General features: G+C 65.1%; 20 protein-coding genes and 1 pseudogene. 6 read left to right on the top strand and 15 right to left on the bottom strand.

Going from position 1 to position 16,865, the window contains the following annotated elements:
* Positions 1–291: pseudogene (locus tag ACK4SV_RS11530) on the top strand (ATP F0F1 synthase subunit B); the annotation flags it as partial.
* A gap of 185 nt (positions 292–476) precedes the next feature.
* Here the strand turns inward: ACK4SV_RS11530 and ACK4SV_RS11525 are convergent.
* Positions 477–1,415 (bottom strand): hypothetical protein, encoded by a 939-nt coding sequence (locus ACK4SV_RS11525; RefSeq protein WP_409917980.1) that lies wholly within the window; start codon positions 1,413–1,415, stop codon positions 477–479.
* Between the two features lie 166 nt (positions 1,416–1,581).
* Between ACK4SV_RS11525 and ychF the strand changes: the two genes are divergently transcribed.
* Positions 1,582–2,679, top strand: coding sequence for a redox-regulated ATPase YchF (ychF, locus tag ACK4SV_RS11520; RefSeq protein ID WP_409917979.1), 1,098 nt, complete (start codon positions 1,582–1,584; stop codon positions 2,677–2,679).
* 81 nt (positions 2,680–2,760) lie between these two features.
* On the opposite strand, the gene secF is transcribed toward ychF, so the two are convergent.
* The 11 genes from secF to tatA form a co-directional block, all read right to left on the bottom strand.
* Positions 2,761–3,750 (bottom strand): protein translocase subunit SecF, encoded by a 990-nt coding sequence (secF, locus tag ACK4SV_RS11515; protein ID WP_409917978.1) that lies wholly within the window; start codon positions 3,748–3,750, stop codon positions 2,761–2,763.
* Between the two features lie 16 nt (positions 3,751–3,766).
* Positions 3,767–5,374, bottom strand: a complete 1,608-nt coding sequence (gene secD, locus ACK4SV_RS11510) for a protein translocase subunit SecD (RefSeq protein WP_409917977.1) — start codon at positions 5,372–5,374, stop codon at positions 3,767–3,769.
* 38 nt (positions 5,375–5,412) lie between these two features.
* Positions 5,413–5,778, bottom strand: coding sequence for a preprotein translocase subunit YajC (yajC, locus tag ACK4SV_RS11505; RefSeq protein ID WP_409917976.1), 366 nt, complete (start codon positions 5,776–5,778; stop codon positions 5,413–5,415).
* Between the two features lie 117 nt (positions 5,779–5,895).
* Positions 5,896–6,543 (bottom strand): protein-L-isoaspartate O-methyltransferase family protein, encoded by a 648-nt coding sequence (locus tag ACK4SV_RS11500; protein ID WP_409917975.1) that lies wholly within the window; start codon positions 6,541–6,543, stop codon positions 5,896–5,898.
* The gene (surE, locus tag ACK4SV_RS11495) at positions 6,540–7,301 is read right to left on the bottom strand and encodes a 5'/3'-nucleotidase SurE (protein ID WP_409917974.1); all 762 of its coding nucleotides are present in this window, start codon (positions 7,299–7,301) and stop codon (positions 6,540–6,542) included. Before surE ends, ACK4SV_RS11500 begins: the two co-directional genes overlap by 4 nt.
* Positions 7,302–7,341: 40 nt before the next feature.
* Positions 7,342–7,710: an endonuclease domain-containing protein gene (locus ACK4SV_RS11490; RefSeq protein ID WP_409917973.1), complete on the bottom strand. Its 369-nt coding sequence runs from the start codon at positions 7,708–7,710 to the stop codon at positions 7,342–7,344.
* Positions 7,711–8,067: 357 nt separating this feature from the next.
* Positions 8,068–9,633, bottom strand: coding sequence for a serine--tRNA ligase (gene serS, locus ACK4SV_RS11485; RefSeq protein ID WP_409917972.1), 1,566 nt, complete (start codon positions 9,631–9,633; stop codon positions 8,068–8,070).
* Positions 9,634–9,732: 99 nt separating this feature from the next.
* The gene (locus ACK4SV_RS11480) at positions 9,733–10,794 is read right to left on the bottom strand and encodes an NYN domain-containing protein (protein ID WP_409917971.1); all 1,062 of its coding nucleotides are present in this window, start codon (positions 10,792–10,794) and stop codon (positions 9,733–9,735) included.
* Between the two features lie 101 nt (positions 10,795–10,895).
* Positions 10,896–11,723 carry a twin-arginine translocase subunit TatC gene (tatC, locus tag ACK4SV_RS11475; RefSeq protein ID WP_409917970.1) on the bottom strand — a complete coding sequence of 276 codons (828 nt, stop codon included), beginning with the start codon at positions 11,721–11,723 and terminating at the stop codon, positions 10,896–10,898.
* Positions 11,720–12,091 (bottom strand): Sec-independent protein translocase protein TatB, encoded by a 372-nt coding sequence (tatB, locus tag ACK4SV_RS11470; protein ID WP_409917969.1) that lies wholly within the window; start codon positions 12,089–12,091, stop codon positions 11,720–11,722. Before tatB ends, tatC begins: the two co-directional genes overlap by 4 nt.
* Before the next feature lie 26 nt (positions 12,092–12,117).
* Positions 12,118–12,330: a twin-arginine translocase TatA/TatE family subunit gene (gene tatA / locus ACK4SV_RS11465; protein WP_409917968.1), complete on the bottom strand. Its 213-nt coding sequence runs from the start codon at positions 12,328–12,330 to the stop codon at positions 12,118–12,120.
* An 83-nt stretch (positions 12,331–12,413) separates the two neighbouring features.
* Here tatA and xth point away from each other — a divergent pair, with 83 nt between their 5' ends.
* Positions 12,414–13,190 (top strand): exodeoxyribonuclease III, encoded by a 777-nt coding sequence (gene xth / locus ACK4SV_RS11460; protein WP_409917967.1) that lies wholly within the window; start codon positions 12,414–12,416, stop codon positions 13,188–13,190.
* Between the two features lie 143 nt (positions 13,191–13,333).
* On the opposite strand, the gene ACK4SV_RS11455 is transcribed toward xth, so the two are convergent.
* The gene (locus ACK4SV_RS11455; protein WP_409917966.1) at positions 13,334–14,002 is read right to left on the bottom strand and encodes a hypothetical protein; all 669 of its coding nucleotides are present in this window, start codon (positions 14,000–14,002) and stop codon (positions 13,334–13,336) included.
* An 81-nt stretch (positions 14,003–14,083) separates the two neighbouring features.
* Positions 14,084–14,338 (bottom strand): hypothetical protein, encoded by a 255-nt coding sequence (locus tag ACK4SV_RS11450; protein WP_409917965.1) that lies wholly within the window; start codon positions 14,336–14,338, stop codon positions 14,084–14,086.
* Positions 14,339–14,447: 109 nt separating this feature from the next.
* Here ACK4SV_RS11450 and ACK4SV_RS11445 point away from each other — a divergent pair, with 109 nt between their 5' ends.
* Positions 14,448–14,789 carry a DMT family protein gene (locus ACK4SV_RS11445; RefSeq protein ID WP_409917964.1) on the top strand — a complete coding sequence of 114 codons (342 nt, stop codon included), beginning with the start codon at positions 14,448–14,450 and terminating at the stop codon, positions 14,787–14,789.
* A gap of 46 nt (positions 14,790–14,835) precedes the next feature.
* Here ACK4SV_RS11445 and ACK4SV_RS11440 read toward each other — a convergent pair whose 3' ends face one another.
* A complete protein-coding gene (locus tag ACK4SV_RS11440; protein ID WP_409917963.1) occupies positions 14,836–14,988 on the bottom strand; it encodes an entericidin A/B family lipoprotein in 153 nt (50 codons plus the stop codon).
* A gap of 184 nt (positions 14,989–15,172) precedes the next feature.
* On the opposite strand from ACK4SV_RS11440, the gene purQ reads away from it, so the two are divergent.
* Both purQ and ACK4SV_RS11430 read left to right on the top strand, forming a co-directional pair.
* Positions 15,173–15,838: a phosphoribosylformylglycinamidine synthase subunit PurQ gene (gene purQ, locus ACK4SV_RS11435; RefSeq protein ID WP_409917962.1), complete on the top strand. Its 666-nt coding sequence runs from the start codon at positions 15,173–15,175 to the stop codon at positions 15,836–15,838.
* Positions 15,838–16,854, top strand: a complete 1,017-nt coding sequence (locus tag ACK4SV_RS11430) for an adenosine deaminase (protein WP_409917961.1) — start codon at positions 15,838–15,840, stop codon at positions 16,852–16,854. Before purQ ends, ACK4SV_RS11430 begins: the two co-directional genes overlap by 1 nt.
* The last annotated feature ends 11 nt before the right edge of the window (positions 16,855–16,865 follow it).

The following is a 16,865-nucleotide window of genomic DNA, read 5'->3' as shown; positions in this document are numbered from 1 at the left end:
GAGCGCCGCGCCCAGGACGCCGACAAGGAAGCCGAAGCGATCATCGAACAGGCCAAGCGCGACGCCAAGGCGATGCTCGAGGACGCCCGCCGCGACCTCGCCGACAAGATCGCCCGCCGCGAGGCTCAGGCTGAAGCCCGCATCGCGCGCGCCGAAGCCGAGGCCGCCAGCGAAGTGCGCCGCGCCGCTGCCGATGCCGCGACCGCCGCCGCTCGCCGCATCCTCGCCGCCGACACCGGCGCCGACCAGTTCGAAACCGCCGCCCGCGAAATCGAGCGTGCGCTGAGCTGACCCGCCAGACCTGCCAGGCGACCTGAAGGTCCAGACACAAGAAAGCCGCCGGGGATGTCCCCAGCGGCTTTTTTCTTGGCCCGGTACGGCCCGGCGAGGAGGAGCGGGAAACGGGAACGCGCGCTGGCCCTGTTGAGCCTCCCGCGCCGCGTTCCCGCCGCCCCTCGCGCCCCCAGACGGCGGGCTTACCCGCCGCCGGTCTCAGGTGTTTCGGTATCGTCGATAATCATCGGCTGCGTGTCATCAATGATCGGGCCGGGCTCCAGCACCGTCAGCAGCCCGCGCGGCACCGTCCCGGCAGGGCAGACGGCAGCCGGCAGGCGCGCATTGGCGATGGCGCGGCTCTGGACGGCCATGTCGGCCTGCGAGGCAGGCTCGGAGCGGAACACCCAGGCGAGCACCAGCATGCCGACAATCGCCGCAGAGACCCCCGCCATCGTACCCCAGCCTACGCCGAGCTCCTCCAGCGGATTGCGCACCACCTGCGCGCCCGGCATAGGCGCGGGCGCCGGCGGCGGCGCCGGGGATTTGGTGCCATTGGCCTTGAGGGAGGCCGCTGCCAGGGCTGCCGCGCCAATCGCCTCGCGCGCCGGCGCCGGCTTCAGGCCGAGGTCCTTCTCGCGCTTGCGGCGCGCGTCCTGAGAGATCGGGTCATTCGGGTTGGCGGCCATCCAGGCTGCGCGTTTCTCGTCATCCTTGGCGCCGAACTTCATCCATTCCTTGAGGCCCACCCGCCCGTCGCGGCGGCCGAGCTCCTCGACCAGCTGGAAGAAGCCCTCCGGCGCCTTGCGGGAGGTCAGCCCTTCCAGCGCGAAGCGTTTTTCCTGCCGGTAGGGCTCATAGGGGATCGTCCGGTCGAGCGCGGCATGGATCAGCACATCCGCCCGGGAATGGCCAATCGCGGCGGCGGCGCGCACCCAGTCGCTCTTCACCGCCTCGGCCGACCACAGCACCAGCACGGACTGCGAATTGGCCGAGTCGCGCGCATCCTTCGGCTCGAAACTCTCATCGGTATGGGTCTGGTTGAACGAGACCTTGAACTTCAGCGCCCTCAGGCGCCGCGCGATCAGGCGCGCAGTGTCCCGGTCTGCAACACAGGCGACCAGGAAAACATCATGGGTCATTCGACGCTACCTCCGCAGGTACAAGCGGTGCTTCACCATACCGGCTGCGCCATTGCGCGCCAGTGCTGCTGCTGACAAGCGATTTTTGTGCCTGTTTTTCACCGGCGAAAGGGGCTAAGGCGCGCACTTCGGATATTCCTCTGTCCTGGATGAAGGTTAACGCCCCATGGGCTTCAAATGCGGTATCGTCGGGCTGCCGAATGTCGGCAAGTCCACCCTCTTCAATGCTCTCACCCGCACGGCCGCCGCGCAGGCGGCCAACTATCCTTTCTGCACCATCGAGCCGAATGTCGGTGAAGTGGCCGTGCCGGAACCGCGCCTTGCCGAACTGGCCCGCGTCGCCGGCTCGAAGGAGATCATCCCCGCGCGCATGAACTTCGTGGACATCGCCGGCCTCGTTGAAGGCGCGAGCCAGGGCGAAGGCCTCGGCAACAAATTCCTCGCCAATATCCGCGAGACTGATGCCATCATCTATGTGCTGCGCTGCTTCGACAATGACGACATCACCCATGTCCGCGGCACGGTCGATCCCATCGCGGACTTCGAAGTGGTCGAGACCGAGCTGATGCTCGCAGACCTCGAAAGCCTCGAGAAGCGCAAGGCCAACATCGTCAAGAAAGCCAATTCCGGCGACAAGGACGCGAAGGCCCAGGTCGCCCTGATGGACCTTGCCCTCGCCCAGCTGACCGAAGGCAAGCCCGCCCGCCGCGCCGTGGTCCCCGCCGACGATGTGAAGGCGTGGAACATGCTCCAGCTGCTGACCGCCAAGCCGGTCCTCTTCGTCGCCAATGTCGATGAGGCAAGCGCCGCCACCGGCAATGCCTATTCCCAGCGCGTGGAAGAGCGCGCCAAGCAGGAAGGCGCCATCTGCGTGGTCATCTCCGCACAGATCGAGGCCGAGCTTGCGATGCTCGACGATGCCGAGGCCGCCGAATTCCTCGAAACCCTCGGCCTCGAGGAAGCCGGCCTCACCCGCCTCATCCGCGCCGGCTACCAGCTGCTTGGCCTGCAGACCTATTTCACCGCCGGCCCCAAGGAGACCCGCGCCTGGACCATCCGCAAGGGCTGGACCGCGCCGAAAGCCGCCGGGGTCATCCATGGCGATTTCGAGAAGGGCTTCATCCGCGCCGAGACCATCGCCTTCGAGGATTATGTGGCCTGCGGCGGCGAGGCAGGCGCCAAGGATACCGGCAAGATGCGCTCCGAAGGCAAGGAATACATCGTGCAGGACGGCGACGTAATGCTGTTCCGCTTCAACGTCTGAAGCGCTCCCTGCCCTGAAACGCAAAAGGCCGGTCCTGTCAGGGCCCGGCCTTTTTCTATGTCGTCAGCCTCTGAGCCTGCCTCAGGGCGCGCCCTGGAAGCCTGGCGTGTCCTCGACAGGTTTCTTGTTGAGGTCCATGCCCAGCGACAGCACGATCGAGGAGGCAATGAAGATCGAGGAATAGGTCCCGATCACGATGCCCCAGATCAGCGCAAAGCTCATGCCGCGCAGCACCGGCCCGCCGAGGAAGAAGATCGCCAGCAGCGCCAGCAGCGTCGTGCCCGAGGTCAGGATCGTGCGCGTCAGCGTCAGGTTCAGGGCGAGGTTGATGACCTCCCGGTCGGGCATCTTCTTGTATTTGCGGCGTTCCTCCCGCACCCGGTCGAACACCACCACCGTGTCGTTCATCGAATAGCCGATGATGGTCAAGAGCGCCGCGATGGTCGTCAGGTTGAACTCAAGTTGCAGCAGCGCAAACAGGCCCAGCGTGATCAGCACGTCATGGGCCAACGCCGCCACGGCGCCGACCGAGAACTGCCATTCGAACCGGTACCAGATATAGCAGAGCATCAGGATCAGCGCGACGACGAGCGCCGTGATCCCGTCCCGGAACAGCTCGGCGGAGACTTTCGGCCCCACCGTGTCATTTCGCAGGAATTCGATGTCCTGCAGGCCGAACCGCTCCTTCAGGAGGTTCACCGCAAACTCGTTGGTCACCTGCGAGGCGCGCTCGGCCTGGTCCTCCGGCGGCAGGGCCTGGAATTCCTCTCCCAGCAGCGCTGCCGGGGCCTCGCCGAACTTGATCACGACAATCTGGCGCGCATCGGTGCCGACAGCAGAGTTGATGTCGGCATTGAACGGCATCATTGCGCGCACATTCTCGACCGTCACATCATCCTTCAGCTCCAGCTCGATCACGGTGCCGCCGGCAAAATCGACGCCGAAATTCAGGCCGCGCGTCACCAGGAAGAAGACCGAAGCCGTCAGCATGATGATGGACAGCAGCGTGCCCACCGTGCGCAGTGACATGAAATTGAGTTTGGTCTCGGCGGGCCAGAGTTTCATCAGCATGGTCGTCTCCTGCCCGTCAGATCGCCAGCGACTTCGGCCGCGCAGCCTTGACATACATCACCGTCATCCAGCGCGTGACCACGAAGGCCGTGAACACCGAAGTCAGGATGCCGACTCCAAGCGTCACCGCAAACCCCTTCACCGGGCCGGAGCCGAGCACATAGAGGATCGCGGCGGCGATCAGCGTCGTGATGTTGGCGTCAAGAATGGTCGAGAGCGCGCGTTCATAGCCCGCCTGGATGGCCGTCAGCACCGAGCGTCCGGATCGCTGCTCCTCGCGGATACGTTCGAAGACGAGCACGTTGGCGTCCACCGCCATACCGATCGTCAGGATGATGCCCGCAATACCCGGCAGGGTCAGCGTGGCGCCGATGCCGGACAAGGCCCCGAAGATCAGGATGATATTGGCCGAGAGCGAGATGACCGCGAAGGTGCCAATCAAATTGTAGGCAATCAGCATGAACACTGCGACCAGCACGAGCCCGATGACCGAGGCGCGCACGCCGGCATTGATCGAGTCCTGTCCCAGGGTCGGGCTGACAACCCGCTGATCGAGGAATTGCAGCTTCGCCGGCATCTCCCCGGCCGAGATGATGGCCGCAAGATCCTGCGCCTCCTCCATCGTGAAACGGCCCGTGATGCGCACATTGCCGCCAGGTATCGGCTGCTGGATCGTCGGGGCCGACATGATCACATCATCCAGCACGATGGCGAAGCGCTTGCCGGTATTCATCCGCGTCGTGTCAAAGAACTTCCGCGCACCATTGGCGTTCAGGCGGAAATTGATCTGGGGGCGGTTGTATTCGTCATTGCCCTGGCTGGCGCTGGCGATGTCCGAGCCGACGACTTCTGGGATCTCGCGCACCAGCAGCGGCCCGGTCTCCGGCCCCGAGAGCAGCCGGTATCCCGGCTTCACCACGCCGGCCTGCGCCTGGAGGATTTCCAGGTCGCTGTCCTCAACGAGATTGAACGTCATCCGGCCGTCGCGGGTCAGCAGGTCGCGCAGGCGCTGCGGGTCGGGCTCACCCGGCGCTTCCAGCACGATGCGGCTGTTGCCGGACGGCGTCAGCGAAATCTCGGCCACCCCGTCCGGGTCCACCCGGCGGCGCACGATGATCATGGTCTTGCGCAGCGCGTCTTCCATCATCGCCTCTTCCGAAGCTGACGACACGCCAATGGTGATCCGGTCCACGCCCGCGCGCTGGATATCGAACATCCGCCCGCCCGCGAGGCCGCCCTCGATCTGCGGGTTCACCCGCTGCAGGCGCTGCAGGGCCTCTTCCACCGGGAAATTGCCATTCTCGTCCGCCCGCGTCAGGCGCAGGGTCATCACCCGGCCGCGCAGCTGGGTTTCGTGGAAAATCGGCTCACGCTCGGCTGTGCGGGGAAAGGCGGAGCGGACATCGCGCCCGAAAATCTCGAGCTGGCCGTTGATCACTTCCTCCGGCCGGATCTCCATTTCAAGATACACCCCGCCGCGCAGGTCGAGACCCAGATTGACCGGGCTCTTGGGCACGAAGGCCGGCGCGCCGGACATGTTGACGACATTCGGCAGGGCCATCAGCCCGCCCCAGCCGAGCACGAGCAGAATGAGGATGACTTTCCAGGGCGGAAACTGAAGCATGATCGGGCTCTCGGACCGCGGGGCGCGCTAGGGGCGGATCAGTCGTTTGCCGGAACCGGCTCGGCCTTGTTGCGGACCTCTATGACCATCGCCTTGATGACGCGGACGCGCACATTATCCGCCAGGTCCACCGACAGTTCGTTGTCATTGACCTTGTTGACCTTGCCGATCAGGCCGCCGGAGGTGACGATCGTGTCGCCGCGCTTGATGCCATTGACCATTTCAGTGTGCTTCTTGGCGCGCTGCTGCTGCGGGCGGATCAGCAGGAAGTAGAAGATCAGGATCAGCGGCAGGAAGAACAGGATCTGCGTCCAGATGCTGGGGCCGGCCGGGGCGGCCTGTGCCGCGGCCGGCAGGGCGAGGCCAAGGGACAGGGCCGCAAGGGCGAGAAAACGCGCAGACATCAGTGTTATCTCCAGAAATTTCTTAGAAGGCGGCGGCGAGTGCGCCTTGAATCCCCAGCCCTATAGCTGTGCAGGCCCCGATTGGCAAACAAGCCCTGCAGGCGATTCTGACGCATTTCAAAGCACTTGAGACCGCCCCGGCCTCAGCATCGGGGCACGCTGGAACAGGGGCAACCTTGCCGCCTCCCCCTCCGGCCCGCACGTCACCAGTTCCGCCGCCGCGCCCGGCGGCCCCGCCGGGGCCACCAACCGCCCCTGCGGCGCCAGCTGTGCCAGCAGCACTTCCGGCACCGCCTGCACCTGTCCGGCCAGCAGGATGCGGTCATAGGGCGCCCCGTCCAGCCAGCCCTCCAGCCCGTCAGCGTGATGCACCTCGGCTCCCTTGACGCCGAGCCGGGCGAGCCGCCCGCGCGCCTCCTCCACCAGCCGGCCATACCGCTCCACCGCGATCACCGGCCCGGCGAGCCCTGCCAGCAGCGCCGCCATATAGCCCGAACCCGCCCCCACCAGCAGCACCCGTGCCCCGCTGCCGGGCGCGAGCCCCAGCGCCTGCAGCAGCAGTCCCACAAGGCCGGGCCGCAGCATCACCTGCCCGCAGGGGATCGGCAGCACGCCGTCCTCCAGCGCCAGCAGGGCAAGCTCCGGCGCGTCCACGAAATCCGCCCGGCTCACCGTTTCCATCCGCGCCAGCACATGCGCGTCGGTCACGCCCGCCTCGCGCAGCCGCAGCATCATCCGGCCCCGCGCTTCGAGCTGCGCGCTCATCCCGGCCACGCCCCGCGCAGCCGGCTGAGGAAGGCCTCATGCGTCAGGTCCACATGCAGCGGCGAGACCGAGACATAGCCCTCATACACCGCGCGCAAATCCGTGCCTTCATCTGGCCGCGACAGGCGGCTGCGATAGCCGACCCAATAGTAATCATTGCCGCGCAGGTCTTCGCGCCGGTCGGTATGGATGATCGTCTCATCCCGGAATCCCTGCCGCGTGATCTGCACGCCTTTCACGTCGCTGGGTTCCACATCCGGAAAGTTGACGTTCAGCACCACATCATCCGGCCAGCCAATCTCGAGGAGCGGCTTCAGCGTGCGCGCGCCCCAGGCCTTCGCCGTCTCCCAGGGCAGCGAGCCACGCTGGCGGAAATTCTGCGCCTGACTCAGCGCGATCGACGGAATGCCGAGCTGCATCCCGAACATCGCCGCCGCCACTGTGCCCGAAAAGCTCGTATCCTCGGCAATGTTCTGGCCGCGGTTGACGCCCGACAAGACCAGCGCCGGCGTCTCCGGCATCAGATCCTTCGCCGCCAGCAGCACCGCGTCCGACGGCGTGCCCGCCACCGCCCAGCTCTTGGCGCCGACCTTCCTCACCCGCACCGGCTGCGTCAGCGAAATCGCCCGGCTCTTGCCGGACTGCTCCTCCTCCGGCGCGGCGATCCAGATGTCATCGGACAGCTCCCGCGCAATCTCCTCCAGCACAGCCAGGCCGGGCGCGTTGATGCCGTCATCATTGGTCAGCAGAATGCGCATCGGCCCTCACCTCCTATTACTTCGGAGAGGGAACATCCAGTCATCGCAACCCTTCCATATTCCGTATCGTGATCAAAAGCCCCTCCAGTACGCCGTCAAGGTTTTCATCGATCTCGATATTCCACACCCGCCAGACATGCCAGCCCTCGCGCTCGAGGAACGCCGTGCGGCGGCGGTCGTACGCGATCTCATCGGCGCTGCTGTGCGTGGCGCCGTCCACCTCGACAATCAGCTTGAGCTCGAGACACGCAAAGTCGGCGATGCACGGCCCGACCGGAACCTGCCGGCGAAACCTGTAACCCCCCAGCTGCTGCCGCCGGAGCCGGCTCCACAGGATCACCTCGGCCCGGGGCATCGCCTTGCGCAGGGCGCGGGCTTTCTGCAGCGTGGGCTTCTCGCGGTCTCGCAAATTTCCCCCTCCGCCCTGCGGGCACCTCCCCCGCAGGCGGGGGAGGATTGCGCTGCTCTGCCACCTCGCCCTCAACCCTACGCCGAAAGCAGCCACAACACCATTCTCCCCCGTTTACGGGGGCTTCGAGGGAGAAGCGTTTGCACTGCAAACGCCCCGAGAAGGCCCGAAGGGGCGGAGGGGGCTCACTTGGACCTGACCGCCGCTCCCCCTCCGACTGCTTCGCAGCCACCTCCCCCGCTTCGCAGGGGAGGATATCACCACCAAGCCATCAGCATCCCGAACGGTTGAGAAGTCGCAAAACACCATCCTCCCCCGCTTGCGGGGGAGGTGCCCGGAGGGCGGAGGGGGCTCTGCCTAATCGATCCTGTCAACCCCGCCCATATAGGGCACGAGCGCCTTCGGCACCGTAATCGAACCGTCCGCATTCTGATAATTCTCCAGCACCGCCACCAGCGTGCGCCCGACGGCGAGGCCGGAGCCGTTCAGCGTGTGGACAAACTCTGTCTTCGCCTTGGGTTCGGGGCGGTAGCGGGCGTCCATGCGCCTTGCCTGGAAGTCGCCGCAATAGGAGCAGGAGGAGATTTCGCGGTAGGTGTTCTGCGAGGGCAGCCACACCTCAAGGTCATAGGTCTTGCGCGCGCCTGCGCCCATATCGCCGGCACAGAGCAGCATGCGGCGGAAGGGCAGTTCGAGGCGTTTCAGCACTTCCTCCGCACACGACGTCATGCGCTCCAGCTCAGCAAGGCCCTCGGCCTCACCGGCCACGATGGAGACGAGCTCGACCTTGTAGAACTGGTGCTGGCGGATCATGCCCTTCGTATCGCGCCCCGCGCTGCCGGCTTCAGAGCGGAAGCAGGGCGTGTGAGCGGTGAAGCGGAGCGGAAGCTGCGCCGCATCGAGGATCTGTTCACGGATGAGATTGGTGAGGGGTACTTCAGCGGTGGGGATGAGGAATTGCGGTCGATACCCGATTGATCGAAGCTCTGATATTCTATCCTTGAGTCCGCTGACAGCCTCATCGGTCAAAGTTTTGGCATGATCGATTTCGGGAACAATCTCGTCTCGTATAAGGTCTCTGAGTTCAATAATGGGACCTTCTTCTACTTTATGCGATACGATAATGCTCTCGAGCAGATTGAGTGTTGCCGAAGGATGCTGACGCATTTCATCAATCGTTGCTAGCGGCAGTCGCAATATTTTGTCAGCAAACTCTAAAGAGGAAAGCTCGTTGTCGACGCTGAACAAATCCTCCTCAAATTTCGGAAGTTGCCCCGTGCCCATCAGCGCCTGATCGCGCACCAGCAGTGGCACGCTCATCTCCTCATACCCATGCTCCGTTGTCTGAAGGTCGAGCATGAAGTTGGCGAGGGCGCGTTCGAGGCGGGTGAGTTTGCCGCGCAGGGCCACGAACCGCGCGCCGCTCATGCGGGCGGCGGCTTCGAAGTCCATCAGCGGGAACCCGCCCTGCCCTTTCAGGGCTTCGCCGAGATCGGCATGGTCTTTCGGGTCGTTGAGGCGCTTCGGCTCGCCCCAGCGGCTTTTCTCGATATTGCCCTGCTCATCCGCCCCGTCCGGCACTTCGTCCAGCGGCAGGTTGGGCAGGCCCATCAGGATGTCGTCGAGCGCCTTGCGGGCCTTGTCCTCTTCTTCGCCGGCTTCCTCGATGGCAGACTTGGCCTCGGCCACCAGCGCCATCAGGCGCGCAGCTTCCGCCTCGTCCTTCTTCGCTTTCGCCTGGCCGATCAGCTTGGAGTTGGCATTGCGCGCGCTTTCGGCCTCCTGCTTGGCAGAGGTCGCGGCGCGCCATTTGGCGTCCCATTCCCGAATTTCATCAACGACCGAGCCGAGCCCGTCCTTGCGCCGGTTCCAGGCCTTGCGGAAAGCATCAGGGTTTTCGCGGATCGCGCGGATGTCGAACATGGGCGGACTTTGCCTCTGGTGTCAGGGGTTTAGCTGCGGGTTTCCGGCCAAGCGTCTAATCCGCTGCCCCCCTCCTGTCCACAGGGCCGGGCCGCGCCCTCAGGCCCGCGCGCCGGGGCGCTCTCCCGGCTCTGCCGGTGCCTCCGCCTCGCCGGGGCCAGCCTCCTCGGTCAGGCGCACCGGCGCCGCATGAAGCCCCGAGGCAGGCTCGGGCACAGGCTCCGCCGCCGGGCCGGTCTCGCGCGCCGGTTTCGGCCGCTCGCGCCAGGTCACCTCGACCTTGTTCTTGCCCGCATTGGTCACCTCAAGGCCCGGTTCGACCTGCGCGAGGCGGCGCATCATGGCGGCATAATTCTTGTGGCCGAGCCAGGGTTTCACCCCGCCATGATAGGCGGGCACGAATTCCGGCATGCCCGTGAGCGCCTTGATGATACGGGATTTCGACACCGGCTGGTCGGGCAGGCGTTCGGCAATCTCGCGCACGCGCTTGGCCGCTGTGACCAGTTCGGGCGCGACGCCCTCCTGCACGGCCTCGGTCGCATCAAGATCGCGGCGCACCCGGCTCATGAAGGCCGAGCGGCGCTCCTTCACAAGGCTCAGCGCCGGAATGTCCGGCGGCGCCGAGCGCAGGCGATACCATTTGCGCCTTGCCCGCTCATAGCCGAACCCCGCCTTCAGCGCCGCCATGTGGATCACAGCGTCGGCATGCTGGCTGTAGGTTTCGTAGGTCGGGTCGGTTTCTTTGCCGGCGGCAACGACGCGGTGGGTTCCGGCGGTGATCCGGTTCACCAGCGGCACGAAATCGGAATCGGTCGTCAAGAGGATCATCTCGTCGAACTTGCTGCCATTCATCGACAGCTCCATCGCATCCATCGTCATCACGATGTCCGCCGAGCTCTTGCCCGCGCTGATCTTGCGCTTGGCGAGCGCGCGGCAGTTGAAGGCGGTGAAGCCGGCGGCCTCGAAAGGCGGGCGATACATGTCGAACTGGAGGTTCCAGTAGACCCGTTTCTCGACCAGGCGGCGGCGGCGATTGTCCTTGGAAAAGGCGCCATCTTCCAGCCAGAGCAGCCAGTGCGGCAGGCCCGTCACGATGTCCTCGCCGGTCGCTCCGAAGATGTTGTCGAAATCGACAAGCAGGACACTTCTGACGCGCGCCACGGCCGGTAGGCTCCTCGTTTCTCGGGAAGCGGGATGTTCTGTCCGGGGCGCACCGTTCCCCAGCTGGCCGCAAATTGCAACGGCGCGATTGCAGGTCTGGTCTACTCCGCTGCGGCGCTGGCCTCTGCAGCCGCCGCTTTCTTCTCGATCATTTTCACGCAGAGGATGGACAGCTCGTAAAGCAGGTACACCGGAACGGCGAGCAGAACCTGCGAAATCGCATCGGGAGGGGTGAACAATGCGCCGAAAGCGAGGATGCCGACGAGGGCATATTTGCGGCCCTTGCCGAGCCCGGAGGCGGTGACGAGGCCAATCTTGGCCAAGAGGGTCAGGATCACCGGCAGCTGGAAGGACAGGCCGAAGGCCAGCATCAGCGCCATGACGAGCGAGAGGTAATCCCCGACGCGCGGCATCATGCGGATGGTGGTGGTGGCCGCGTCCACCTGCTCCATCGAGACGGTGAAGCGCGCCAGCATCGGCAGCATGATGAAATAGACAAAGGCTGCGCCGAGCGAGAACAGGATCGGCGCGAAGATGAGATAGGGCCAGAAGGCCCCGCGCTCTGACTTGTAAAGGCCCGGCGCGACAAAGGCATAGACCTGCCAGGCGATCACCGGAAAGGCGAGGAAGAGGCCGGCGAACATCGCCAGCTTCAGCTTTGCGAAGAAGAATTCGAGCGGCGCTGTGTAGATGAATTCAAGGCGCGAGCCGCGAATATCCAGCGCGGTGGCATCAAAGGGCGCGACCAGCAAATTGTAGATCTGGTCCGCAAAGAAGAAGGCGCAGATTGTTGCAGCCGCGAGCGCGAGGAGGGATTTGACGAGGCGGCTGCGCAGCTCAATCAGATGGTCGAGCAAGGGCGCGCGGCTCGATTCCACTTCGTCGTCGAGGATTTCGGGCTGCTCGTCCTTCGGCGGGGCGGTGGTCATGACGCCTCCCCTTTGCGCGGCGGGGCGGGCTCGGCCTCCGGTTCAGGCTGCGGCGGCGGAGAAGCAGGCGGCGAGGAGGCGCGCATGACGGCGGAGTTCACGTCCGCCTCATAGGCGGCCAGGTCATCCTGCGCGGATTTGAAGGTGTTCGCGCGGCGAAGGTCCTCGATTTCCTTCTTGAGCTCGTCGAGCTCGCTCTGGCGGGCAATGTCATCGAACGCCGACTGGAATTCGCGGGCCATCTGCCGGCCTTTGCCGACGAACTGGCCGATCTTGCGCATCATCATGGGCAAGTCCTTCGGGCCGATGATGATCAGCGCCGCAAGGCCGAGCAGCAAGAGTTCGGAAAACCCGATTCCGGGCAGCATGGCGATGCGCCCTCCGTATCAGACCGTCAGGACGCCGACTTCGACTCGTCCTTCTTGGGCGTGATGTCGACCATGTCGTCCTTGGCGACGGGCTTGGCCTCTTCATCCTTCAGCCCCTTGCGGAAGGCGCCGATGCCCTTGGCCATGTCACCCATGATCGAGGAAATCCGCCCCCGCCCGCCAAACAGCAGGAGGGCGACGACCACCACGATCAGCAACTGAATCCAGCTTGGCGCCATGAACGCGACTCCCGTACAGCTCAGGTGAATATAGCCCCCGGCTCCTGCTGGAACAATGGGCGGAAGCTGCTATTGGGGTGCCCATGCGGATCGCCACCTGGAATGTCAACTCGGTCAAGGCGCGCCTGCCCACGGTTCTGGCGGTGCTGGAGGCCATCGAAGCGGATGTTGTCTGCCTTCAGGAACTGAAGTGCGAGACGGACGCTTTCCCGTATCTGGAGATCGAGGAACAGGGCTGGACCTGCGCGGTGCATGGCCAGAAGACCTATAACGGGGTCGCGATCCTGTCGAAATTTCCGCTGGAAGACGTGGTGAAGGGCCTGCCGACGCTGGCCGATGACCAGTCGCGCTATATCGAGGCGACAGTGATGGCCGAGCGCCCCGTGCGGGTCGGGGGGATCTACCTGCCCAACGGCAATCCCGCGCCCGGCGAGAAATATGACTACAAGCTGGAATGGACCGCCGCGCTGGAAGACCATGCCCGCGCGCTGCTGGCGGCGGAGGAGCCGTTCGTGCTGTGCGGCGATTACAATGCGATCCCCGGCCCCGAGGATTGCTGGGACGATACGGTGTGGAACACCGACGCCCTCGGCCAGCCGGAGACGCGGGCGGCCTGGCGGCGGCTGAAGTATCTGGGCCTGACCGACGCCTTCGCGGCCTGTGACGGGCGGGCGCACCAGTATACCTTCTGGGATTATCAGGCCGGGGCGTTCCAGAAGGATCATGGCATCCGCATCGACCACCTCCTCGCCTGCCCCCGCATGACCGACCGGCTGGAGGGTTGCGAGATCTACCGCAAGGCCAGGGCGCTGGAGAAACCGTCCGACCATGTGCCGGTGATCGGGGTGTTCGGGGATTAGGCCCCCTCCGCCCCTTCGGGGCACCTCCCCCGTAAACGGGGGAGGATGGTGTTGCACTTCGCTCAAGGCGGCGCGCTTATCCTCCCCAGCAAATCGGAGGAGGTGGATCGCGCGTCAGCGCGAGACGGAGGGGGGAATGGCTCTCAGGACGTATCCGGCAGCGTGAAGAGGTTGCGGGCTTCTGCGTTCAGAGTCGTCAGGAGCGGGCGGGATTCTTGTGGCAGGGCTGTGAGGCCGGGGATGTGGTCGAAGCGGGGGATGGGGAGCGGTTTGCGGGTGGCGGCGGCCTTCAGGGTGCGGCGGAGCCAGCGTCTTGCCTCGCGCACGGGATTGGCGGCGGCGGCATCGAGGGCTTCGAGGCGGCGGGCGAGCCGGGCGGCGGTGCGGGCCGGGTCGTAGGGCGTGGCGGCAGAACCGGGCTTTGGGGCTGGAGCAGCAGCCCCTGCGCGGGGCCGGGCTTCACGCATGCGGAAGCTGGGGCGGCGGGGTGCGCGGGCGTCTGCGGAGGGGATGGCCGGGTGAGAGGGCGGTGTCCGGGCGGCGGGGCGCGATGGTGCGGAAAGTGTGCGGGCGATGAGCAGGATGGCGCGGCGCAGGGCGGCTTCTGCCGGAAGGATCGCAGTGCGCAGGGCCGCGTTCAGGGCCTCCTTCGTGCGCGCGCCGCCGAGCAGGCGGGAGGCCTCAGCGATCAGGCCGAGGATGAGCCCGCGCGCCTGCCCGAGCAGCCGGTCGAGGGCGTCGGGGTCTTCATGCAGGGGGCGGCGCGGTGTCATGGCGCGCAGTATACGCCCGGCGCCGAGGGGGTCGGACAAGTTTTTTGCGATTCGTGAGTTATCAGGGGGTTAGGCGAAAAAAGTGTTGGATAAGCCCCTCGCCTTCCGGCCTCTGACCGGTCAGCGCGGACAGGGCGGAAGGCCGCTGCCGCCGGCGAGTTCATCGCCCAGCGCGTCGCACGGCTCGCCGACCTCCGCGGTGCCCTGCGGCGAGCCGCCATAGCCGCCGAACAGCTGGTCATTGGTGTCGCGCGCGACATAGGCAATGCCGGTGCCGACGGCCTGGATGTCGCGGCCGACGCCTTCGACCGTGTGGCAGCCGGTGAGGAGGAACGCGCCGCCGGCGGCCAGCGGCATCATCATGGACAGTCTCATGGGGCGGCCTCCTTCCACTCGTTCCGGCAGCATTCTATGCCTCTGCAGATAAGCCCGGAACGGGGCGATTCCAGCCTTTCCTGCACGCTTTTCGAGGAGCCCCTGCCCGATGTCGCCCTATGTGCTGCCGATTGTTCTGCTGTCGGTGTCGAACCTGTTCATGACACTCGCCTGGTATGGCCATCTGAAGTTCAAGGCGGCGCCGCTGCTGCTGGTGATCTTTGCCAGCTGGGGGATTGCGCTGTTCGAGTATTTCTTCGCCGTGCCGGCCAACCGGTGGGGCCATGCGGTCTATTCGGCGGCCGAGCTGAAGACGATCCAGGAGGTGATTACCCTGATCGTGTTTGCGGGCTTTTCCGTGTGGGTGCTTAAGGAGCCGCTCGGCTGGAACCATGCGGTGGGGTTCGGCCTGATCGCGCTGGGCGCCTGGTTCATCTTCCAAGGCAAATGAGAACCGCCCGGCCGCGGCCAAACGCGGGCCGGGCGGGCTGGACTGCTTACTTGGTCAGTTCTTCGCGGGTGTCGCGGGCGACTTCTTCAACCGCCTGGCCACCGGCCTTCACATCCTTGCCGATACCTTCGATCGTATTGCAGGCGGCGAGCATCGGCAGAGCCACCGCGACCGTCATTGCAGCGAGAACTTTCTTCATGCGATCAATCTCCTGTGCTGATGCGTGCACAGATGGCGCAGGCCGGGAGCCCGGACAACCCGGATTCGCATTTCAGGCCGGCCAGTGTTGCCCAAAAGCCGCATTGTGTGGCGCGGCGTCTACACGGTTTCCTTGCCCCCCGACTCCCTGCTAAAGAGCCCACATTGCTGCAGAAGAGCGCGCCATGAAATCCGCTGTGATTGTTTTTCCCGGTTCCAATTGTGACCGCGATGCGCAGGTTGCGCTTGCGAAAATGACCGGCAAGGCCCCAGCCATGGTCTGGCACAAGGATGGGGAAATCCCGGCGGGGACGGACCTCGTGCTGGTGCCGGGCGGGTTTTCGTATGGGGATTACCTGCGCTGCGGGGCGATGGCGGGCAATTCGCCGGTGATCTCGCAGCTGAAGGACCATGCGGCGCGCGGCGGCTATGTGCTGGGCATCTGCAATGGCTTCCAGATCCTGACGGAGACCGGCCTGCTGCCCGGCGCGCTGATGCGCAATGCCTCGCTGCACTTTGTCTGCCGGCCGCAGAAGCTGACGGTGGAGAGCGCGAATACGGCGTTCACGAGCGCCTATGCCTCGCGCGAGGTGGTGATCCCGATTGCGCATCATGATGGCAATTACTTTGCTGATGATACGACGCTGGACCGGCTGGAGGGCGAAGGCCGGATCGCGTTTCGCTATGCCAAGGGCGAGAACCCGAACGGGGCCTCGCGGGATATTGCGGGCATCCTGTCTGATAATGGAAGGGTGCTGGGCATGATGCCTCATCCTGAGCGCGCGATTGGCGGCCATGAAGGCGGCGCCGATGGGGCGGGCCTGTTCCAGAGCCTGATGGCAGCAGCCTGATGGCGGGGCGGGCAAGCCAGAGCGAGCTGATCCGCCGCCTGCCCAAGGCTGAGCTTCACCTGCATATCGAAGGCAGCTTCGAGCCGGAGCTGATGATGGCGCTGGCCGAGCGCAACCGCATCACCCTGCCCTTCAGGACGCTGGAGGATGCGCGGGCGGCCTATAATTTCTCGAACCTGCAGGAATTCCTCGACCTCTATTATCAGGGGATGCAGGTGCTGCGCACCGAGGAGGATTTCTTCGACCTGACCTGGGCGTACCTGCAGCGCGCCGCGGCGGACAATGTGCGCCATGTCGAGATGTTCTATGACCCGCAGGCGCATACGGAGCGGGGTGTGCCGTTTGACGTGGTGACCGATGGGATTCTCGCCGCGATCAAGAAGGGCGAGCGCGAGCTGGGCGTGACCGGTTACCTGATCATGAGCTTCCTGCGGCATCTGTCGGAACAGGACGGGTTTGACCTTCTGGTGGAGTCCGAGCGCTGGCATGACCGGTTTGTGGGCGTGGGGCTTGATTCCTCCGAGGTCGGGCATCCGCCCTTGAAGTTCGAGCGGCTCTACCAGCGCTGCCGGGAAATGGGGTTCAAGCTGTGTATGCACGCTGGCGAGGAGGGCCCGCCTGCCTATGTGCGCGAGGCGCTGCTGGATATCGGGGTGGACCGGATCGATCATGGAAACCGGTCGATGGAAGACCCGGCGCTGATCGAGATCCTGAGGGATACCCAGACGCCGCTGACGAATTGCCCGCTCTCGAACCTGTCGCTGTGCGTGATTGATGATTTGAAGAAAAGCCCGGTGAAGGCGCAGCTGGAGCTGGGGCTTCTGGTGACGGTGAACTCGGATGATCCGGCGTATTTCGGCGGCTATATCGGGCGCAATTACGAGCAGACCGCCGAGGCGCTGGAGCTGTCCGATGCGCAGCTGATCCAGCTGGCGCGCAACAGCTTTACCGGCAGCTTCCTGCAGGAGGCGGAGAAGCAGCGCCACCTGGCCGCGATTGATGCGGCGATTGGCTGAGATAACCACAC

The organism is Hyphomonas sp. (genome assembly GCF_046313735.1).
In the GTDB taxonomy this organism is placed as follows: domain Bacteria; phylum Pseudomonadota; class Alphaproteobacteria; order Caulobacterales; family Hyphomonadaceae; genus Hyphomonas.
Note: the sequence above shows the minus strand (reverse complement) of the source record. Positions and strands in the feature narration are given on the sequence as shown.